Here is a 21838-nt window from a genome sequence, read left to right on the forward strand (position 1 = left end):
CCGCCCGCCATGGCATCGCGGATTGCAAAAGCATCCATTTCATCGGATACCACGTGCCTTAGGGACAGGGAGATCGGTCGCAGGCGTATGAAAATCTTCAACTACAAGCGCGTGCCCTATGCGGAAATCCGGGCGTTTTCGGTGCATATCCTGACGGCCTCCGGTTCATTTCTCGCATTTCTGGGCGTGGTCGCAGCCGCCGAACACCGATTCGTCGACATGTTCTGGTGGCTCGGGCTGGCACTTCTGGTGGACGGAATAGATGGCCCGATAGCCCGCAAGGTCCGCGTCAAGGAAGTCCTGCCGAACTGGTCCGGCGATACGCTGGACAATATCATCGACTATGTGACCTATGTGCTCTTGCCCGCTTTCGCGCTCTACCAGAGTGGTATGATCGGCGAGCCTTGGTCTTTTGTCGCGGCGGGCATGATCGTCGTCTCCAGCGCGATCTACTATGCCGATATGGGCATGAAGACGGACGAGTATTTCTTTTCCGGCTTCCCCGTGGTCTGGAACATGATCGTGTTCACGCTGTTCGTGATCGATGCCTCCGCCAATACGGCGCTTGCCGTTGTGATCGTCTCCGTCGTCCTGACCTTCCTGCCGGTCAACTTCCTGCACCCTGTCCGCGTCAAGCGGCTGCGCAGCCTCAATCTCGGCATCTTCCTGCTGTGGTGCCTGCTTGGCGGCATCGCCCTGCTGATGCATTTCGACAGCCCGTCCTGGCTGGTGCTGCCCTTCATCGTAACGGGGATTTATCTCTATGTGATCGGCGGCGTGTTGCAGGCCTTTCCGGCACTCGGCCGCGGGGCGGCGAGCTGAAGGTCCGGCTGAATTTGTGCTGGATGCCTCAAAAAAATCAGTGGCCTGTGGTTGAGCGCGGCATCAATCTGAGTATCAATGTCTAATGGACATTGTGCGGCGCCTTGCGCGCTGCCCGAAGCCGGGAACGATAACAACAATATAGAAGACGATTGCCGGACAGACGACGATCAGCCATCGATGCGGATGTTCGGCAGCAGGGGGAATGGGTGTCGCAATCGCAAGGGTCCGGCGCGACTACGTTGCTTTCGGTGGAAAAGCTGACGAAGGCCTTCGGCAGCTTCAAGGCCTGCGACGGCATCGACCTCGATATACGCCCAGGCGAAGTTCATGCCCTTCTGGGTGAGAACGGCGCTGGGAAGTCCACCCTGGTCAAGATGCTGTTCGGCGTTCTGGCTCCGTCTTCTGGCCGCATCAACTGGCGTGGCGCGCCTGTGGATATTGACTCACCCGCCGAGGCGCGACGCCTCGGTGTCGGCATGGTGTTCCAGCATTTCTCCCTGTTCGAAGCGCTGACGGTGGCGGAAAACATCGCGCTATCGCTGGACAAGCGGACGCCGCTTGCTACCATCGCAGCCCAGGCGCGCGACCTCTCGGTCGCCTATGGCCTGCCGCTCGATCCCAACGCCCATGTGGCCGACCTGTCCGTGGGCGAACGCCAGCGGATCGAGATCATCAGGGCACTTCTGCAGAACCCGCAGCTTATCATTCTCGATGAACCGACCTCCGTCTTGACGCCGCAGGAAGCCGACAGGCTGTTCGATACGCTCGAAAAGCTGAAAGGCGAGGGGCGTTCGGTTCTATATATCAGCCACAGGCTGGAGGAGGTGCAGCGCATCTGCGACCGCGCCACCGTGCTTCGCCATGGCAAGGTCACCGGTGCCTGCGACCCGCGGCTGGAAACGCCGGCCTCACTGGCACGCATGATGGTCGGCACAGAGGTTGCGGAAGTGCGCCGCGATGCCGATGTTGCCATGGGCGAGGTGACGCTCGCGGTCGAGGGGCTGAACGTTGCGCCACGGACGCCCTTTGCCATGCCTTTGCGCGATGTGTCGCTCACGGTCAGGGCTGGCGAGATCCTGGCCATCGCCGGCGTCGCCGGCAACGGCCAGAGCGAATTGTTCGATGCGCTTTCCGGGGAGTATCCGACTGCGGAAAACGAGGTTGTGCGCATTCGCAACAAGGGCGTCGGACGCGTCGGGATCAATGGTCGGCGGCTGATGGGCGCGGGCTTCGTGCCCGAGGAGCGGCATGGACACGGTGCCGTCACCGGTCTGTCCCTGTCCGACAATCTGCTGCTGGCCCGAAATACCTCCGACCACAGGGCCTTTCTCGGCGGCGGCTTGCTTCGATTGATACGCCATGATGCGGTCAAGAGAGCGACGGCGCGGATCTGCGAGGCCATGGATGTCCGCAAGAGCGGTGTCGATCCGCTTGCTGGCGCGCTGTCCGGCGGCAATCTGCAGAAATTCATCGTCGGTCGCGAACTGGATCGTCAGCCGGCCCTCCTGGTGGTCAACCAACCGACATGGGGCGTGGATGCTGGCGCCGCGAGCCGCATCCGACAGGCGCTTGTCGATCTCGCCCGCGCCGGCTCGGCGGTGCTGGTCATCAGCCAGGACCTGGACGAGATTTTCGAAGTGGCGACCGATATTGCCGTTATTTCCGAAGGGCGCCTCTCACCGATCTATCCCGCCGAAGACCTGTCGCGCGAGAAGATCGGCCTGCTGATGGGTGGCCTGCATGACAAGAGCGGCGCGGAGACGGCCCATGCGCATTGAACTGGAAAAACGCCCGTCGCCGTCGATCTGGCTGTCGCTGCTTTCGCCACTGATTGCGCTGGCGCTGACTGTGGTGTTCGGCGCCATCATGTTCGCGATGCTGGGAAAGAACCCGGCCAGCGCGCTCTACAGTTTCTTCATCGAGCCGCTGCTTGAGGTCTGGTCGCTGCATGAGCTGATCGTCAAGGCCGCGCCTTTGATCCTCATCGCTGTGGGCTTGTCAGTCTGCTACCGCTCCAACAACTGGAATATCGGCGCCGAAGGCCAGTTTACCATCGGCGCCATCACGGGATCGATCCTCCCGGTGCTGGCCCCCGACTGGCACTCACCCGCCGTGCTCCCGCTGATGCTGATTATGGGCATGCTCGGTGGCGCGTTGTATGCCGGTATTCCGGCCCTCCTGAAGACCCGTTTCAACACCAACGAAATCCTGGTCAGCCTTATGCTGGTCTATATCGCCCAGCTGTTTCTCGACTGGCTGGTCAGAGGCTCCTGGCGCAATCCGCAAGGCTATAACTTTCCGCAGACAAGACCCTTTTCGTCTGAAGCCATCCTGCCGGAACTGTTGTCCTCGGGACGGGCCCATTGGGCGATCGTGTTTGCCTTGGCTGCCGCACTCATCCTGTGGTTCGTTAACCGCTACACGTTGAAAGGCTTCGAAATCACCGTGCTCGGCCAGTCGGAACGGGCAGGGCGCTTTGCCGGATTCTCGTCTCGGCGCATGGTCTGGTTTTCCATGCTTCTGTCCGGCGCGCTTGCCGGATTGGCCGGTATTTCAGAGGTCTCCGGTTCCATCGGCTATCTCCAGCCGACGATTTCGCCGGGTTATGGCTTCACCGCAATCATCGTCGCCTTTCTTGGTCGCCTCAACCCGATCGGCATCGTGATAGCTGGGCTCGTGCTGGCGCTGACATATCTTGGCGGGGAGGGCGCGCAGCTTTCGATCGGGGTGTCCGACAAGGTCACCCGCGTGTTTCAGGGGCTGTTGCTGTTCTTCGTGCTCTCCTGCGACACACTGATCCGCTACAAGATCCGCCTGGTGATGACACGGGTCTCAGGCTCGGCGGGAGGACGTGTTTGATGATCGTCGAAGCCATTCTTCTTACCGTCATTACCGCTGCGACGCCGCTCGTCATCGCCGCCCTCGGAGAACTGGTGACCGAGCGCGCCGGCGTGCTGAACCTTGGCGTCGAAGGCATGATGATCATCGGTGCCGTCTGTGCCTTTGCCGCGGCGCAAATCACCGGTTCGCCCTATATCGGCATCCTGGCCGGCATTGCCGGCGGTGCCGTCTTCTCGCTGCTCTTCGGTTTCCTCACGCTGACGCTGGTCGCCAACCAGGTGGCGACGGGGCTTGCACTGACGATCCTCGGCCTTGGCCTGTCCGGCCAGATGGGCGAGAGTTTCGTCGGCGTGCCCGGCATCAAGCTGCAACCGATCGTCATCCCGGTTCTTGCTGATCTGCCGTTCGTCGGCAAACTCTTGTTCCGCCAGGATCTGATCTTTTACCTATCGATAGCTCTGGTCATCGGCATCAACTGGTTCCTGTTCCGCAGCCGCACCGGCCTGACGCTCCGCGCAATCGGCGACAATCACGGCTCTGCCCATGCGCTGGGGATCAATGTCATCCGCACCCGTTATCTCGCCGTGCTGTTCGGCGGCGCCTGCGCGGGATTGGCCGGAGCACAGCTTTCGCTGGTCTATACCCCGCAATGGGTCGAGAACATGTCGGCCGGACGCGGCTGGATTGCCTTGGCGCTGGTTGTGTTTGCCTCCTGGCGTCCGCTTCGGGTTTTGGCGGGTGGTTATCTTTTCGGCGCGGTGACCATCGGTCAATTGCATGCCCAGGCGTTTGGCATCGGTTTACCCTCGCAGTTTTTGTCGGCGCTGCCTTACGCAGCGACTATTGTTGTCCTGGTCATCATTTCGCATAATCGCCGGACCACGCTGATCAACACCCCGGCGTCGCTCGGCAAGCCTTTCGTTCCCGATCGCTGATCGGATGCCTATCAAACAGTCTTCACGTCAACAGAGGTCCGCAACATGAAGAAACTGCTTATCGCACTCGCCGCCACCGCCGCCGTCCTCGGCGGTTTTGCAGGCGGCGCACAGGCCCAGGAAAAGAAGAAGATCTGCTTCATCTACGTCGGCACCAAGACCGATGGCGGCTGGACGCAGGCCCATGATATCGGCCGCCAGGAGCTGGAAAAGGCGCTCGGTGACAAGATCGAGACCGCCTATCTGGAAAGCGTTCCGGAAGGTCCGGATGCCGAGCGCGCCATCGAGCGCATGGCCCGTTCCGGCTGTGGCCTGGTCTTCACGACGTCCTTCGGCTTCATGGACGCCACCGTCAAGGTTGCTGCCAAGTTCCCGGATGTGAAGTTCGAGCACGCCACCGGCTTCAAGGCTGCCGAAAACGTCGCAACCTACAATTCGCGTTTCTATGAAGGCCGCTACATCCAGGGCCAGATCGCGGCCAAGATGTCGAAGAAGGGGCTCGCCGGCTACATCGCCTCCTTCCCGATCCCGGAAGTCGTCATGGGCATCAACGCTTTCGAGCTCGGCGCGAAGTCGGTCAATCCTGACTTCAAGCTGAAGGTCGTATGGGCCAACACCTGGTTCGATCCCGGCAAGGAAGCCGATGCCGCCAAGGCGCTGATCGACCAGGGCGTTGATATCCTGACCCAGCACACCGACACGACCGCTCCGATGCAGGTGGCTGCTGAGCGCGGCATCCTTGCCTTCGGCCAGGCCTCCGATATGATCGCCGCCGGTCCGAAGACCCAGCTGACCGCAATCGTTGACACCTGGGGTGCCTATTACATCAAGCGCACCCAGGCCCTGCTCGATGGCACCTGGAAGTCCGAGCAGATCTGGGACGGTCTGAAGGACGGCATCCTGACTATGGCCCCCTACACCAACATGCCTGACGACGTGAAGGCGATGGCGGAGGCAACCGAAGCCAAGATCCGCTCTGGCGAACTGCATCCCTTCACCGGCCCGATCAACAAGCAGGATGGTTCGGCCTGGCTGAAGGAAGGCGAGAAGGCCGATGACGGCACCCTGCTCGGCATGAACTTCTACATCGAAGGCGTTGACGACAAGCTGCCGCAATAACCGCAGCCATCGCGCACGCGATATCAATTGGAAGGGCGCCCCTTGTGGCGCCCTTTTCAATTTTCCGTGAATTTCTCGAAGCCCCCACGTTTACAAAAATCATATAGTATGATTTATGGATGGTGTCGCAGGGAGCGACCCAAGTGGGAGGAAATCATGAAACTTTTTAAAGCGCTTGCCAGCGCCACGGTTCTTGCTGGCTGCATGTTCTCGTCTGTTTCTGCTGCCGATATGGTTGTCGGATTCTCGCAGATCGGCTCTGAATCGGGCTGGCGCGCAGCAGAAACCACGCTGACCAAGCAGGAAGCCGAAAAGCGCGGCATCGACCTGAAGTTCGCGGATGCGCAGCAGAAGCAGGAAAACCAGATCAAGGCGCTTCGCTCCTTCATCGCCCAGGGCGTTGATGCGATCCTCGTCGCTCCGGTTGTTGCGACAGGCTGGGACGAAGTTCTCGAAGAAGCCAAGGAAGCCGAAATTCCGGTCATTCTGCTCGACCGTACGGTTGACGCTAACAAGGATCTCTACATGACCGCGGTCACGTCGGACCTGGTTCATGAAGGCAAGGTCGCTGGCGAGTGGCTGGCCAAGACTGTCGGCGACAAGCCTTGCAACATCGTTGAGCTTCAGGGCACCACCGGTTCTTCGCCTGCAATCGACCGCAAGAAGGGCTTTGAAGAAGGCATTGCCGGCAAGGCAAACCTCAAGATCGTTCGCAGCCAGACCGGCGACTTCACCCGCACCAAGGGCAAGGAAGTCATGGAAAGCTTCCTCAAGGCTGAAAACGGCGGCAAGAACATCTGCGCTCTCTATGCCCATAACGACGACATGGCCGTCGGCGCCATCCAGGCCATCAAGGAAGCCGGCCTGAAGCCCGGCACCGATATCCTCGTCGTCTCGATCGATGCCGTTCCGGATATCTTCCTGGCCATGGCTGCCGGCGAAGCCAATGCCACGGTTGAACTGACCCCGAACATGGCGGGCCCGGCCTTCGATGCTCTGGAGAAGTTCAAGAAGGACGGCACCCTGCCGCCGAAGTGGATCCAGACCGAATCCAAGCTCTATACCCAGGCTGACGATCCGAAGAAGGTCTACGAAGAGAAGAAGGGCCTCGGCTACTAAGCCCGGCGACTGCAGAACGACCCGCACGCGATCACGCGTTCGGGTCCGGTCTTTGGCGATCCGGCCGCGCAACGGCGCGGTCGGATCGGCTTGCGTTGCCTGCACGGAGCATGTGGCCCTTATGTCCGAAATGCGAAATTCGATCCTGACGGCGTCGGGAATCTGCAAGTATTTTCCGGGTGCAACCGCGCTCAATCACGTTGACTTCAATCTCGGTCGCGGGGAAATCCACGCCCTCCTCGGTGAAAACGGCGCGGGTAAATCCACGCTGGTGAAGTGCCTGACTGGTGCCTACCGTCGGGACGGTGGATCCATCGAACTGGACGGCGAGGCGATTGATCCGCGCGACACGCATGCCGCGCAGAAACTGGGCATCGGCACCGTCTATCAGGAGGTCAATCTCCTGCCCAACCTTTCCGTGGCGGAAAACCTTTATCTCGGACGCCAGCCGCGCCGTTTTGGCCTGATCGATAACAGGCGCATGAATGCCGACGCCGCCAAGCTCCTGGCGAGCTATGGTATCGACATTGACGTCAAATCCGAACTGGCGCGCTATTCCGTGGCCATCCAGCAGGTCGTAGCCATTGCCCGGGCTGTCGATGTTTCCGGCAAGGTGCTTATCCTCGACGAGCCGACCGCCAGCCTGGACGCCCAGGAAGTGGCCATGCTGTTTCGCATCATGCGAGACCTCAAGGCCCGCGGTCTCGGCATCATCTTCATCACCCATTTTCTCGGTCAGGTCTACGAGATCGCCGACCGCGTGACCGTGCTGCGCAATGGCTGCCTCGTCGGCTCTGAGCCGACAGCGACACTGGATCGGCATGCCTTGATTTCCATGATGCTGGGCCGCGATCTCGAAGCCGCTGAAAGCACGCAGGCGCGCGAGGGACGCAAGAAGAACGCGGTCCGTTACCGCTTCAGTGGCGTCGGCCGCCGCGGCCATGTGCAGCCATTCGATCTCTCCGTCCGCTATGGCGAAGTGGTCGGCATGGCCGGGCTGCTCGGCTCTGGCCGAACCGAGACCGCCGAAACCCTGTTTGGCATTCGCCCCTCCGATAGCGGCTCGATCGAACTCGATGGCAAGCCCGCCCGAATTGCCGCACCGCGTGACGCCATTGCCCATGGCTTCGGCTTCTGCCCTGAGGACAGAAAGACCGATGGCATCGTCGGCGATCTGTCCATTCGGGAGAACATAGCGCTCGCCCTTCAGGCCCGGCGCGGCTGGTGGCGGCCGATCAGCATTGGTGAACAGGTTGAGCTGGCAGACCGCTATATCAAGGCGCTGGATATCCGCACCACGGATCGCGACAAGCCGATCCGCCAACTGTCGGGCGGCAACCAGCAGAAAGTGATCCTTGCCCGCTGGCTCGCCACCAATCCGCAATTCCTGATCCTGGACGAACCGACGCGCGGCATCGATGTCGGGGCCCATGCGGAAATCATCAAGCTGATCGAAGACCTGTGTGACCAGGGACTTTCCCTCCTGGTGATCTCGTCAGAACTTGAGGAACTGCTGGCCTACAGTTCGCGCATCATCGTGATGCGCGACCGGCGACAGGTTGCGGAACTCACGGGAGAGGCGATGACCACGGGCAATATCGTCAATGCGATCGCCGCCCAGCCGCAGGAAGGGAGCCCGGCATGACCGCGATCAAGCAGATGTCGCTGCGATTGGCACCTCAACTCGTGGCCCTCGCGGTCATCCTCTTTTTGAATGTTTTGGCCTTCCCTAACTTCTTCGATATCGGCGTCCAGAATGGCCGCCTGTATGGCAGTCTGATCGACGTCCTCAATCGCGGCGCGCCTGTCGCACTGGTCGCCGTCGGCATGACGCTGGTGATTGCCACAAAGGGCATCGACCTCTCGGTCGGCGCGGTCATTGCAATCACGGGCGCCGTTGCGGCTGCCTGTATCACCTCGGGCATGTCTTTACCGGTTACACTCCTGATCGTCCTTGCGGTCGGCCTGGCATGCGGTTTGTGGAACGGCGTGCTAGTGGCGGTTCTCGATATTCAGCCGATCATCGCCACCCTGGTGCTGATGGTGGCCGGGCGTGGGATCGCCCAGTTGATCACCGAGGGCACGATCATGACCTTCACGGATCCGGGCCTGATCTTCTTTGGCAGCGGTGCCGTCGCTCTCATCCCGGTTCCCGTCGTCGTCTGGATTGTCTTTGCCCTGCTGGTCGCAGTGATCGTTCGCGGCAGTGCGCTCGGCCTGCTGGTGGAAGCCGTCGGCGTGAACCGCCGCGCGTCGAGCCTTGCGGGTGTCGCAACGCCAATTCTGCTGATCCTCGTCTACAGCCTGTGTGCCCTGTCGGCCGCGATTGCGGGGATCATCGTTGCCGCGGATATCAAGGGTGCTGACGCCAACAATGCGGGCTTGTGGCTCGAGCTGGACGCTATTCTGGCTGTTGTCGTCGGTGGAAACTCGCTGCTGGGCGGACGCTTCTCGATCGCGGGGTCTGTGTTGGGCGCCATGATCATCCAGTCCATCAATACCGGCATCCTGCTCTCGGGCTTTCCGCCGGAATTCAACCTGATCATCAAGGCCGCCATCATCGTGATCATCCTGGTCGTACAGTCGCCCGCTCTGCAGTCGGTCGCGAGCCTTTGGCTCGGCCGCTCCTTCCGGTCGGGAGAATAAGGCTATGAATGCGCGTTATCTTCCCGTCCTGACGACCGTCGTCATTTTTGTCGTCGCCTATGCTCTTTGCGCAGTCCAGTTCCCCGCAATGCTCTCGGTGCGGGTGATCAGCAATCTCCTGACCGACAATGCCTTCCTGGGAGTCGTGGCCGTGGGCATGACATTCGTCATCCTATCCGGCGGCATCGATCTCTCCGTCGGCGCTGTGATTGCCTTTGCCGGCGTGTTTCTTGCCGTCATGCTGCAGAATACCGGCGTTCACCCGCTGGTCGCCTTTGGCCTGCTTCTGGTCATCACCACGGTCTTCGGTGCGCTGATGGGTGCCGTGATCCACTACCTCGAAATGCCGGCTTTCATCGTGACGCTGGCCGGCATGTTCCTGGCGCGCGGCATGGCCTTCGTGTTGTCGATCGACAGTATCCCGATTGATCACGAGTTCTATTCGGTCATCCGCAAGACCTTTTACAAGCTGCCCGGGGGCGGGCGCCTGACGGTGATTGGCGGCATCATGATCCTGGTCTTCGTGCTTGGCGCGCTGATCGCTCACCGCACCCGCTTTGGCGCGAATGTCTACGCGCTGGGAGGCGGGGTCCAGACCGCGCGGCTGATGGGCGTGCCGGTTGGTCGCACGACAATCCTGACCTATGCGCTGTCGGGTCTGTTGGCCGGTCTCGCCGGCATTGTATTCTCGCTCTACACATCGGCCGGATATCCGCTGTCGGCGGTTGGCGTGGAGCTCGACGCGATTGCCGCAGTGGTGATCGGTGGAACCCTGCTCACGGGCGGCACGGGCTTCGTCGCGGGGACGTTTATCGGCATCCTGATCCAGGGACTGATCCAGACCTACATCACTTTCGACGGCACGCTCTCCAGTTGGTGGACGAAAATCCTGATCGGTCTACTTTTGTTTGCTTTCATCCTGCTGCAGAAGGGAATATTGGCTTTGTCCCGACGAGAGGGCAGGTAGCCAAACTCCAGGGAGTGCGTCGCGTGCTAAACGAAATGCCAGAGGTGGTGTCGACAGTCCGGCGGTCACGCAACAGCCACGGCCAGGTCGTGGAGGAAATCGGCACCGCGATTGTCGCGGGCGAATTCCCTGTCGGCAGCGTGCTGCCGGGCGATGTGGAACTGGCCCAGCGCTTTGGTGTGTCGCGCACCGTGTTGCGGGAGGCGATGAAGACCCTGACGGCCAAGGGTCTCGTTGTGCCGAAAGCACGCATCGGCACGCGTGTCACCGATCCGCAATACTGGAACATGTTCGATAGCGACGTCCTGACCTGGCATTTCGAGGCAGGCGTCAGCGAAGAATTTCTCCTGAACCTCTATGATATCAGGATGGCCTTCGAGCCGGCGGCGGCTGAACTGGCGGCGGAACGCGCCGGGCCCGACGAGATCGAAGGGCTACGTCAACTCGCCGACGACATGGGAAAGCCCGGCCACACGATCGAAAGCCTGGCGCTGGCCGACCTGCGGTTTCACCTGGCACTGGCAAATGCATCCGGCAATCCGTTCATGCGCACCCTTGGCAGCCTGATCAAGGCGGCCTTGGTCGGCGCCTTCAAGATGTCGTCGGAGCCTGTCGTCGGTCGTCGCGGGCCGGAGGTTCGCAGTTCGCATATGGCAATCGTCGACGCGATTGCCGCCCGTGATCTCGAAGCCGCGCGCAAGGCAATGGTCAATGTCATTTCCGTCGGTCGCGAGCGCGCCCGCGCCACCCATGTGACACAGCATTCCGGCTGATTAACCCTCTCCGTTTTGATCTTGGCGCGCAGAACGACTTCCTGATATGGAACGCCGGCGCGCCGTGATGGGGCGCGGTCAATTTTCCGGAGACTGACATGAGCCGCACCTGTCTTGCCGTCATCCTCGCTGCGGGCGATAGCACCCGCATGAAATCGTCGATGTCGAAAGTGCTGCATCCGATTGCCGGCTTGCCGATGATTGCCCATGTCATGCAGTCGGTGGCGGCAGCAAATGCCTCCGAGGTGGCCCTGGTCTTAGGCCGCGATGCAGAGGCGGTCGCTGCCGCTGCAAGCCGACCGGATCTTACAATCGAAAGTTACACGCAGGTAGAGCGCCGCGGAACGGGCCATGCCGTGCTCTGCGCCCGGGACGCCATCGCCCGCGGCTATGACGATGTGCTCGTTGCCTATGGCGACGTACCTCTGGTCACGCCGGAGACCTTCAAGGCTGCGCGGGCGGCTCTGGCTAATAGCAATGACATTGTGGTCATCGGTTTTGAAACGCCGTCTCCGACGGGCTATGGCCGTCTGCTTGTGGAGAACGGCCAACTCCTGGCGATCCGCGAGGAGCGCGACGCGAGCGAGGAAGAGCGCAAGGTCACCCGCTGCAACAGCGGTTTGATGGCCATCAATGGCAGGCGCGCGCTCGAATGGCTCGATCGCATCGGCAATGCCAATGCCAAGGGCGAATACTACCTGACCGATATCGTGGAAATCGCACGGGCTGCGGGCGCCAGCGTGGTGGCCGTGGACGCGCCGAAAGCGGAGGTCATGGGCTGCAACAACCGGGCCGAGCTCGCCATGATCGAGCGGGTCTGGCAGGAGCGCCGTCGCCACGAACTGATGCTGTCCGGCGTCACCATGGTCGCGCCCGAGACCGTATTCCTGTCCCACGACACGGAGCTCGGACAGGATGCGCTAATCGAACCGAATGTGGTCTTCGGTCCGGGCGTCACGGTGGAGGGCGGTGCCGTCATCCACGCCTTTTCCCACATTGAGGGAGCCTATGTCGCAGCAGGCGCTACGGTTGGCCCATTTGCAAGGCTGCGCCCGGGTGCCAATCTGGCAGCGGACTCCAAGGTCGGTAACTTCTGCGAGGTCAAGAAGGCCGAGATCGGCAAGGGTGCCAAGGTTAACCACCTCACCTATATCGGCGATGCCTTTGTCGGTGCGGGCAGCAATATCGGCGCCGGCACGATCACCTGCAACTATGATGGCGTCAATAAGCATGTGACGCGGATCGGCGAGGGCGCCTTCATCGGCTCGAATTCGTCTCTGGTTGCGCCGGTCACGATCGGCGACAAGGCGCTGGTCGCCTCGGGCAGCGTCATCACCGAGGACGTACCGGCAGACGCCTTGGCTTTTGGCCGCGCTCGCCAGGAGATGAAGCCCGGACGCGCCACCGTTATCCGCGAGCGCAATCTGGCCGCCAAGGCTGCCCGGAAGACGAAGAGCGACTAGACGCCTGTTCGCGCATTACGCATCGAAAAACAACGTGACCGGCTTCGCAATTGCGAAATCCGGCAAAATCATTAGGACTGCGGCAGAAGTCGTGGCCATGGGAGAAATGCATGTGCGGCATAGTCGGTATCGTCGGTAACAAGCCAGTGGCGGAACGCCTTGTCGATGCCTTGAAGCGGCTCGAATATCGCGGCTACGATTCTGCCGGTGTCGCGACCATCAATGCTGGCCGGATGGATCGCCGCCGCGCCGAAGGCAAGCTTTTCAATCTGGAAAAGCGGCTGTCCGAGGAGCCGCTGCCGGGAACAACCGGCATCGCCCATACCCGTTGGGCAACCCATGGTGTACCGAACGAGACCAATGCCCATCCGCATTTCGTCGAAGGCGTGGCCGTTGTCCATAACGGCATCATCGAAAACTTCTCCGAATTGAAGGACGAGTTGATCGCGGACGGCGCTATCTTCAACACCCAGACCGACACCGAGGTCGTCGCACATCTCCTGGCAAAGTATCGGCGTGACGGGCTTGATAACAAGGCCGCCATGCTTGCGATGTTGAACCGGGTGACCGGCGCCTATGCGCTTGTGGTGATGTACCAGGACGATCCCGACACCATCATGGCTGCGCGCTCTGGGCCGCCGCTTGCCGTCGGCTTCGGCAAGGGCGAGATGTTCCTCGGATCGGACGCAATTGCGCTCGCACCCTTCACCAATGAAATTGCCTATCTGGTCGATGGCGACTGTGCCGTCATTCACCACGGCGGGGCGGAGATCATGGATTTCGCCGGCAAGCCCGTCGAGCGTCCTCACCAGATCTCCCAGGCTTCGGCCTTCATGGTCGACAAGGGCAATTATCGCCACTTCATGCAGAAGGAAATCTACGAGCAGCCGGAGGTGATCGCGCATGCGCTGTCGCATTATGTCGACTTCAGCTCGTACACGGTGCGCGAGGACAACGACGCCATCGACTTTGCCAAGCTGCGCGGCCTTGCGGTCTCAGCCTGCGGAACGGCCTATCTCTCGGGCCTGATCGGCAAATACTGGTTTGAGCGCTATGCCCGTCTGCCCGTCGAGATCGATGTCGCCTCGGAGTTTCGCTATCGCGAAATGCCCTTGTCTCAAGACCAGGCGGCGCTGTTCATCTCGCAGTCGGGCGAGACGGCCGACACGCTCGCGTCGTTGCGCTATTGCAAGGATGCCGGGCTGAAGATCGGCGCGGTGGTCAACGTCAAGGAATCGACGATAGCCCGGGAATCCGATGCAATCTTCCCGATCCTGGCTGGCCCGGAAATTGGCGTCGCCTCAACCAAGGCCTTCACCTGCCAGTTGGCGGTGCTTGCCGCGCTGGCCATCCGGGCGGGCCGAGCCCGAGGCCATCTGTCGGCAGCCGATGAGAAGACCATGGTGCGCCAGCTCGCCGAGATGCCGCGCATCATGAGCAGCGTGCTGAACAGCCTGCAGACCAAGGTTGAAGCCCTGTCCCGCGATCTCTCCAAGTTCAAGGACGTGCTCTATCTCGGTCGCGGCACGAGCTATCCGCTTGCGCTTGAAGGCGCGCTGAAGCTCAAGGAAATCTCTTATATCCACGCCGAAGGTTATGCGGCCGGCGAGTTGAAGCATGGGCCGATTGCCCTGATTGACGAAAACATGCCGGTGATCGTCATCGCGCCACATGATCGCTTCTACGAAAAGACCATTTCCAACATGCAGGAAGTGGCCGCTCGGGGCGGGCGGATTATCTTCGTGACAGACGTGAAGGGGGCCGCGGCCTCCAAACTGCCGACCATGGAAACCATTGTGCTTCCGAATGTTCCCGAGCTGATCTCGCCGATGGTCTTTTCATTGCCGATCCAACTGCTCGCCTATCACACGGCGGTCTTCATGGGCACCGACGTCGATCAGCCGCGCAACTTGGCAAAGTCTGTGACGGTGGAATGAAGATACGCGCCGAGGCACCGGGTGACGAGCTTGCCATCGGTCGCGTGACGGAGGCGGCTTTCGCGGGAAAGCCCTATAGCGACCAGACCGAGCACCTGATCGTCTCGCGGCTGCGCCAAGCCGCGGCCCTGACCATCTCGCTCGTCGCCGAAACAGAGGGCGAGATTGTCGGCCACGTGGCATTCTCACCGGTGACCCTGTCGGGCGGCGAGGTCAATTGGTGTGGCATGGGACCTGTATCGGTTCTGCCGGAGCGGCAAGGAGACGGCATAGGGTCGCAACTCATTCGTGCAGGACTGGAACAACTGAACCTATTGGGCGCCAACGGTTGCGTCGTTGTGGGAAGCCCAAAACTCTATCCCAAGTTCGGTTTTCGACATCACGCCGATTTGACCTATCCGGATTTGCCGCCTGAGTATTTTATGATTTTAACCTTGCAGGGAGCCACTCCTTCCGGCATGGTCGCCTTCCATCCTGCGTTTTACGGCAGTGCACAATAACGGCGAGTGATGTTGGACGGACCTGATCGCATCCCGGTCGCTACGCGGCTCCGCAATAATTTTCTAACGGGCCTGATCATTTGCGCGCCGGTGGCGATCACCATCTGGTTGACCTGGACCTTCATCCACTGGGCCGACAGCTGGGTAAAACCCTATATTCCCTCTCGCTACAATCCCGAAAGCTATCTGCAATTTGCGATCCCGGGTTTCGGCCTGCTGATCGCCGTTGTGGTCATCACGATGATCGGCTTTCTTGGAAAGAACCTCATCGGACGTTCGATCGTCGATTTCGGCGAATCGATCCTGCACCGCATGCCCCTGGTGCGGACGATCTATAAAAGCCTGAAGCAAATCTTCGAGACTGTTCTCAAGGAGCAATCGAGCTCGTTCAAGAAGGTTGGCCTGGTGGAATTCCCAAGCCCCGGCATGTGGGCCCTGGTGTTTATTTCGACCGACGCCGCTGGCGAAGTCGCGGCCCGCTTGAACGAGGATGGCGAGGAAATGGTGGCGGTTTTCCTGCCGCCCACGCCAGTTCCGACGGCCGGCTTCCTGATGTTTGTGCCGCGCAGCAAGATCAAGATGCTGGATATGACGCCGGAGGAGGGGGCAAAGCTGCTGATTTCGGCTGGTCTCATCACGCCGGATTACAATCCCAAAGGGGTACAGGTGCCGCCTTTACAGGTCAGCCCGCCCGCAGAAATCGGATAGCCTCGTCGCGGCGGTGCAGATAGAGCAGCGTCCGCACCGCGTCACCCCGCTCGCTTATCAGATCGGGATCACGCTCCAGCAGATAGGCCGCGTCCTTGCGGGCGATTTCCAGCAGGTCGCCATGGTGTTCGAGACTGGCGATCCGGAAACCTGGCGTGCCGGACTGGCGGGTCCCCAGCAACTCGCCTTCGCCGCGAAGCTTGAGATCTTCCTCTGCAATCAGGAAGCCGTCCTCGCTGTCACGCAGGATGGAGAGCCGCGCCCGCCCGTTTTCACTGAGCGGCCCCTTATACAACAGGATGCAGCTTGACGCCTCGGCACCGCGTCCGACGCGACCGCGCAACTGGTGCAACTGCGCCAGGCCGAAGCGCTCGGCATGCTCGATCACCATGATCGTGGCATCTGGCACATCGACACCGACTTCCACGACCGTCGTTGCCACCAGCAGCCGCGTTTCGCCGTTCTTGAAGGCGAGCATGGCGGCGTCCTTGTCCGGTCCGCTCATCCGGCCATGCACCAGGCCGACAGGGGCACCGATCATCATAGACAGCACGGCATGGCGCTCCTCCGCCGACATCAACTCGCTTTCCTCTGTCTCCTCCACAAGCGGGCATATCCAATAGGCCTTCTTGCCCTCAGCCACGGCGACCCGCAGCCGCTCCACGATATCCTCGATGCGATCGGTCGGGACGGTCACCGTCTGGATCGGCTTGCGGCCGGCCGGCTTTTCGGTGAGCTTTGAGACATCCATGTCGCCGAAGGCCGCCAGCACCAGCGTGCGCGGGATGGGCGTAGCGGTCATGACCAGCATATGCGGCGAGATGCCCTTGGCCGTTAGGCGTAGGCGCTGATGCACGCCGAATCGATGTTGCTCATCGACGACGGCCAGCAGAAGGTTGTTGTAGATCACCGAATCCTGGAACAGCGCATGGGTGCCGATGATGATCTGCGCGGCGCCGGATGCAATGCGCTCGGTGATCGCCTCGCGCTCGCGGCCCTTGGTGCGGCCGGTCAACACCTCGACAGTTACTCCCGCCGCTGCCGCCAGCTTCGAGATCGTGGCATAATGCTGCCGCGCCAAAATTTCCGTGGGCGCCATCAGCACGGCCTGACCGCCGCCCTCAATGGCGGCCGCCATGGCCAGCAAGGCCACCAGCGTCTTGCCGGCCCCGACATCGCCCTGCAGCAGTCGCAGCATGCGCTGGTCCGATGCCATATCCCTCAGGATATCGGCAACAGCCTCCGACTGACTGCGCGTCGGCGAAAAAGGCAGGGCGGCCAGGATTTTTGACGACAGTTTACCGGTTGGTACGATTGGCGTCCCTGCGACGCGCCGGAGTTTCGCCCGGACCATGGCCAGCGAGACTTGGCCCGCCAGAAACTCGTCATAGGCCAGACGCCGCCGGGCGGGCGCCTGCGGGTCAGCATCCCGATCGTCGCGCGGGTGGTGCAATTGTTCGAAGCTTTGCCGGGCCGGGGCAAAGCCCTGTTTGGAGACCAGTGACGGGTCGATCCATTCGGGAAAATCCGGAAGCCGAGTCAGCGCGTTTTCAACCGCCTTGCGCAGCATCTTGGGCGAAAGGCCAGCGGTCAGCGGATAGACTGGCTCAACCATCGGCAGGTTTCCCGCCTCGCTTTCGCGCACCATGTAATCAGGGTGAACCATCGAGGCACGGCCGTTGAACCATTCGACCTTGCCCGACACCATCAGCCGTTCGTCCAGCGGAGCCGCCTTTTCCAGCCAGTTGCCCTTGACCTTGAAGAAGGTCAGCGCCAGTTCGCCGGTGTCATCCTGCAGGATGATGCGATAGGGCAGATTGGACTTGCCCGCGGGCGGTGGCAGGTGCCGGATCACGTCGCCGACCACCGTGACGACAGCGCCTTCTTGCGCATAGGCGATACCGGGCTGGTGGCGGCGGTCGATCAGCCGGTGAGGGGCAAGGAACAGCAGGTCCACCACGCGGGCGTCCTCCGCATCCTCGCGTCCCAGAAGGGTAGCTAGAAGCTGGGCCAATTTTGGTCCAACGCCGGTCAACGACGATAGGGGAGAAAACAACGGGTCGAGCAGGGTAGGGCGCATAGCCGCGTCAAGATGCGACGGAAATTACGGCCTTGGCAAGGCTGACAAGCTACATCTCAGGCGTTATAGAGGCGCATCAACAGGAAGGTGGCATAAGACATGACAGGCCTGGTACGCAGCAGCGCCGATCTCGACGTCAGGCGGCGGCGGATTCTGTTCCGCTGCTGGCATCGCGGCATCCGCGAAATGGACCTGATGCTTGGCCAGTTTGCCGAGAACGAAATCGCGGATCTGTCCGAAACCGATCTCGACGAGCTTGAGACGATCATGGCCGAAGAGGACAATGATCTGGTGAAATGGGTCACGGGCGCCGAGCCGATACCGGAGCGCTTCCAGACGCCTCTGTTTCATCGGATAGCAGCCCACCGCCCGGGCTTCGATCCGGTCACCGCTGATGGTGTCGGTACAGTCGAATGATCCGTTTTCTCGATACCAAGGCGATCGACCGCGCCGGCGGTGCCGTCACGCTGTCCAATGTGCCCGATGGCATGGAGGCCTTTCTGCTGGCCGAACTGGCGCGAGAGGGCCGGCCTGTCGTTTACGTCCTGTCGGACGGCCAGCGCATTGCCGACATCGAGCAGTTGCTGTCCTTCGCAGCCCCCGACATTCCGGTTCTGTCGCTGCCGGCCTGGGATTGTCTTCCCTATGACCGGGTGTCGCCGAGCGCCGATGTCTCGGCGCGGCGACTGACGGCCTTGGCGGGCCTGATCAACCACGCAAAAAAGCCCCACGCCGCCATCGTTCTGGTGACGGTCAACGCCATGCTGCAAAAGCTGGTGCCGGCCGACATCATTGAACAGCTGAGCTTTTCGGCCAAGCCCGGCAACCAGCTGCGCATGGAAGACGTCGCCGCGCGGCTCGAGAGAAACGGCTTCGAGCGGGTGGCGACGGTGCGCGAAGTCGGCGAATTCGCCGTGCGAGGCGGTATTCTCGACGTCTTCGTACCCGGTGCCGAGGAGCCCGTGCGGCTAGACTTCTTTGGCGACACGCTGGAATCGATTCGCAGCTTCGATCCGGCAAGCCAGCGCACGACTGGTCAGGCGCGCTCCCTCGACCTCAACCCGATGAGTGAAGTAACGCTGACGCCTGACAGCATCAGCCGTTTTCGCAAGGCCTATCTGTCTCTGTTCGGTGCCGCCACCCGCGACGATGCGCTCTACACCGCCGTCTCCGAAGGACGGCGCTATGCCGGCATGGAACATTGGCTGCCCCTGTTCCACGACAATCTAGTGACCGCCTTCGACTATCTCCGGGGTTTTCGTTTCGTCACGGATCATACCGTAAGGGAGGCTGCGGAAGAGCGCTCGAAGCTCATTCGCGACTATTACGAGGCGCGGCTGAATGCCGGCGGCGGCGCCAAGGGTCACTTGTCGCAAGGCACGCCCTACAAGCCTGTTCCGCCGGAGCGGCTCTATCTCGGCGCAACGGATTTCGGCCGTGCGCTTGATGCTGTTGAGGCAATCAGGCTGACGCCCTTTGCCGAACATGAGGGCGAGGCCCGACGCGTCATCGAAATCCCAGCGCGTAGCGGCCCCCGCTGGGCACGCACGGCAGCCGAAAGCCGCGACGAGGGGCGCACCAACGTCTTTACCCAGGCCGTGACCTATATCGCGGACAAGCGGGCGACAGGCTCCAAGGTACTGATTTCAGGCTGGTCCGAGGGATCGTTGGATCGGCTGCTGCAGGTGCTGCAAGAACATGGGCTTGGCAGCCTCAAGCCGGTTGCCGCTCTCAAGGATATCGATGGCCTGAAGCCGGGCGAGGCGGCCACGACAGTGCTGAGCCTTGAGGCCGGCTTCGAGATCGGCAACCTCGTCGTCGTCGGCGAACAGGATATCCTCGGCGACCGCATGGTGCGCCGCTCAAAGCGTCGCAAACGCGGCGCCGATTTCATCGCAGAAGTGGCTGGCCTCGACGAGGGCTCCATCGTCGTGCATGCGGAACACGGCATCGGCCGGTTCATCGGCTTGCGGACAATCGAAGCCGCCGGCGCGCCACATGCGTGTCTCGAACTGCAATATGCCGATGAGGCAAAGCTGTTCCTGCCGGTGGAAAACATCGATCTACTCTCGCGCTATGGCGGCGAAAGCACCGAGGTGCAACTCGACAAGCTGGGCGGCGGCGCCTGGCAGATGCGTAAGGCCAAGCTTAAGAAGCGGCTGCTCGATATGGCGGGCGGGTTGATCCGCATTGCGGCCGAACGCCTGACGCGCATGGCCCCGGTTCTGACGACGCAGGAAGGCCTTTACGACGAATTCGCGGCCCGTTTCCCCTATGACGAGACAGAGGACCAGTTGGCGGCGATCGAATCCGTGCGCGGCGATCTGGGCGAAGGCCGTCCGATGGACCGGCTGATCTGCGGCGATGTCGGCTTCGGCAAGACGGAGGTGGCCCTGCGTGCCGCCTTCATCGCCGCGATGAACGGCATCCAGGTCGCTGTCGTGGTTCCGACCACGCTACTGGCCCGCCAGCATTTCAAGACATTCTCCGAGCGTTTTCGCGGGCTTCCGATCCGCATCGCCCAGGCCTCGCGCCTGGTGGGCTCCAAGGAACTGGCGCTTACCAAGAAGGAAGTCGCCGAAGGCAAGACCGACATCGTTGTCGGCACCCACGCGCTGCTGGGGAGTGGGGTCAGCTTCGCCAATCTCGGGCTGCTGATCATCGACGAAGAGCAGCATTTCGGCGTGAAGCACAAGGAGCGGCTGAAGGAGCTGAAATCGGATGTGCATGTGCTGACGCTGTCGGCCACGCCGATACCGCGCACGCTGCAACTGGCCATGACCGGTGTGCGCGAACTGTCCTTGATCACCACCCCGCCGGTGGACCGCATGGCGGTGCGCACCTTCATTTCGCCCTTCGATCCCCTCGTTATCCGCGAGACGCTGATGCGCGAGCACTATCGCGGCGGTCAGAGTTTCTACGTCTGCCCGCGGCTGGCCGACCTGCCGGAGATCCAGGCCTTCCTGCAGTCCGACGTTCCGGAACTGAAGGTCGCCGTTGCCCATGGTCAGATGGCGGCGGGCGAGCTCGAGGACATCATGAATGCCTTCTACGACGGCAAGTATGATGTGCTGCTGTCGACCACGATCGTTGAGTCCGGCCTTGATGTGCCGACCGCCAATACCATGATCGTCCACCGGGCCGACATGTTCGGCCTGGCCCAGCTCTACCAGCTGCGCGGCCGCGTTGGCCGTTCCAAGGTGCGTGCCTTCGCGCTGCTGACCCTGCCGGTCAACAAGGTTCTGACGTCAACGGCCGAACGGCGCCTGAAGGTGCTGCAGTCGCTCGATACGCTCGGCGCCGGCTTCCAGCTCGCAAGCCACGACCTCGATATCCGCGGCGCCGGCAACCTGCTTGGCGAGGAGCAGTCCGGCCATATCAAGGAAGTCGGTTTCGAACTCTACCAGCAAATGCTGGAAGAGGCCGTTGCCGAGGTGAAGGGTGTGGACGAAGTCCGCGATACCGGCTGGTCGCCACAGATCTCCGTCGGCACTGCGGTGATGATTCCGGACGACTATGTGCCCGACCTTCATCTTCGCCTCGGTCTCTATCGCCGCCTGGGCGAACTGACGGAACTCAACGAGATCGACGGATTCGGTGCCGAGATGATCGACCGCTTCGGCCCGCTGCCGAAAGAGGTCCAGCATCTCCTGAAGGTCGTCTATATCAAGGTTCTGTGCCGCAAAGCCAATGTCGAGAAGCTGGAGGCCGGGCCGAAGGGCATTGTCGTGCAATTCCGCAACAAGGAATTCCCGAACCCGGCAGGCCTTGTGGGCTTCATTGCCAAGCAGGGCACCATGGCGAAAATCCGCGCCGACCACAGCGTCTTCCTCACCCGCGACCTGCCGACACCGGAAAAGCGGCTGGCAGGAGCGGCTGTTGTCATGACGCAACTGGCGGATCTGGCGAAGGGATAGGCAAGGTG

General features: G+C 61.5%; 17 protein-coding genes. 16 read left to right on the forward strand and 1 reads right to left on the reverse strand.

Annotation, left to right across the window (positions count from 1 at the left end; genetic code table 11):
- Nucleotides 1-87: 87 nt before the first annotated feature.
- From pcsA to B9A97_RS07170, 14 genes are all read left to right on the forward strand, one after another.
- A complete protein-coding gene (gene pcsA, locus B9A97_RS07105) occupies nucleotides 88-822 on the forward strand; it encodes a phosphatidylcholine synthase (RefSeq protein ID WP_084364332.1) in 735 nt (244 codons plus the stop codon).
- Between the two features lie 209 nt (nucleotides 823-1031).
- Complete coding sequence (locus B9A97_RS07110; protein ID WP_084364333.1) at nucleotides 1032-2603, forward strand: ABC transporter ATP-binding protein; 1572 nt, start codon at nucleotides 1032-1034, stop codon at nucleotides 2601-2603.
- Nucleotides 2593-3684, forward strand: coding sequence for an ABC transporter permease (locus B9A97_RS07115; RefSeq protein ID WP_084364334.1), 1092 nt, complete (start codon nucleotides 2593-2595; stop codon nucleotides 3682-3684). Before B9A97_RS07110 ends, B9A97_RS07115 begins: the two co-directional genes overlap by 11 nt.
- Nucleotides 3681-4601: an ABC transporter permease gene (locus tag B9A97_RS07120; RefSeq protein WP_084364335.1), complete on the forward strand. Its 921-nt coding sequence runs from the start codon at nucleotides 3681-3683 to the stop codon at nucleotides 4599-4601. The genes B9A97_RS07115 and B9A97_RS07120 overlap by 4 nt, the downstream gene beginning before the upstream one ends.
- A gap of 45 nt (nucleotides 4602-4646) precedes the next feature.
- Nucleotides 4647-5720 (forward strand): BMP family ABC transporter substrate-binding protein, encoded by a 1074-nt coding sequence (locus B9A97_RS07125; protein ID WP_084364336.1) that lies wholly within the window; start codon nucleotides 4647-4649, stop codon nucleotides 5718-5720.
- Nucleotides 5721-5876: 156 nt separating this feature from the next.
- Nucleotides 5877-6839 carry a galactofuranose ABC transporter, galactofuranose-binding protein YtfQ gene (gene ytfQ, locus B9A97_RS07130; RefSeq protein ID WP_084364337.1) on the forward strand — a complete coding sequence of 321 codons (963 nt, stop codon included), beginning with the start codon at nucleotides 5877-5879 and terminating at the stop codon, nucleotides 6837-6839.
- Between the two features lie 121 nt (nucleotides 6840-6960).
- Nucleotides 6961-8484: a galactofuranose ABC transporter, ATP-binding protein YtfR gene (gene ytfR, locus B9A97_RS07135; protein WP_084364338.1), complete on the forward strand. Its 1524-nt coding sequence runs from the start codon at nucleotides 6961-6963 to the stop codon at nucleotides 8482-8484.
- Complete coding sequence (locus B9A97_RS07140) at nucleotides 8481-9485, forward strand: ABC transporter permease (protein ID WP_084364339.1); 1005 nt, start codon at nucleotides 8481-8483, stop codon at nucleotides 9483-9485. The genes ytfR and B9A97_RS07140 overlap by 4 nt, the downstream gene beginning before the upstream one ends.
- Before the next feature lie 4 nt (nucleotides 9486-9489).
- Nucleotides 9490-10452, forward strand: coding sequence for a galactofuranose ABC transporter, permease protein YjfF (gene yjfF / locus B9A97_RS07145; protein WP_084364340.1), 963 nt, complete (start codon nucleotides 9490-9492; stop codon nucleotides 10450-10452).
- Nucleotides 10453-10487: 35 nt separating this feature from the next.
- A complete protein-coding gene (locus B9A97_RS07150) occupies nucleotides 10488-11225 on the forward strand; it encodes a FadR/GntR family transcriptional regulator (protein ID WP_084364341.1) in 738 nt (245 codons plus the stop codon).
- 98 nt (nucleotides 11226-11323) lie between these two features.
- Nucleotides 11324-12688: a bifunctional UDP-N-acetylglucosamine diphosphorylase/glucosamine-1-phosphate N-acetyltransferase GlmU gene (glmU, locus tag B9A97_RS07155; RefSeq protein ID WP_084364342.1), complete on the forward strand. Its 1365-nt coding sequence runs from the start codon at nucleotides 11324-11326 to the stop codon at nucleotides 12686-12688.
- Nucleotides 12689-12798: 110 nt separating this feature from the next.
- Nucleotides 12799-14625, forward strand: coding sequence for a glutamine--fructose-6-phosphate transaminase (isomerizing) (glmS, locus tag B9A97_RS07160; protein WP_084364343.1), 1827 nt, complete (start codon nucleotides 12799-12801; stop codon nucleotides 14623-14625).
- Nucleotides 14622-15125 (forward strand): GNAT family N-acetyltransferase, encoded by a 504-nt coding sequence (locus B9A97_RS07165; RefSeq protein ID WP_084364344.1) that lies wholly within the window; start codon nucleotides 14622-14624, stop codon nucleotides 15123-15125. The genes glmS and B9A97_RS07165 overlap by 4 nt, the downstream gene beginning before the upstream one ends.
- A gap of 9 nt (nucleotides 15126-15134) precedes the next feature.
- Nucleotides 15135-15833: a DUF502 domain-containing protein gene (locus B9A97_RS07170; RefSeq protein WP_084364345.1), complete on the forward strand. Its 699-nt coding sequence runs from the start codon at nucleotides 15135-15137 to the stop codon at nucleotides 15831-15833.
- Here B9A97_RS07170 and recG read toward each other — a convergent pair.
- A complete protein-coding gene (gene recG / locus B9A97_RS07175) occupies nucleotides 15808-17913 on the reverse strand; it encodes an ATP-dependent DNA helicase RecG (protein WP_084364346.1) in 2106 nt (701 codons plus the stop codon). The two genes, B9A97_RS07170 and recG, sit on opposite strands and share 26 nt — an antisense overlap.
- A gap of 99 nt (nucleotides 17914-18012) precedes the next feature.
- On the opposite strand from recG, the gene B9A97_RS07180 reads away from it, so the two are divergent.
- Nucleotides 18013-18330, forward strand: a complete 318-nt coding sequence (locus B9A97_RS07180; protein ID WP_084364347.1) for an FAD assembly factor SdhE — start codon at nucleotides 18013-18015, stop codon at nucleotides 18328-18330.
- A complete protein-coding gene (gene mfd, locus B9A97_RS07185) occupies nucleotides 18327-21830 on the forward strand; it encodes a transcription-repair coupling factor (RefSeq protein ID WP_084364348.1) in 3504 nt (1167 codons plus the stop codon). The genes B9A97_RS07180 and mfd overlap by 4 nt, the downstream gene beginning before the upstream one ends.
- Nucleotides 21831-21838: the final 8 nt, after the last annotated feature.

The organism is Rhizobium sp. RU36D, from assembly GCF_900176345.1.
GTDB lineage: Bacteria > Pseudomonadota > Alphaproteobacteria > Rhizobiales > Rhizobiaceae > Allorhizobium.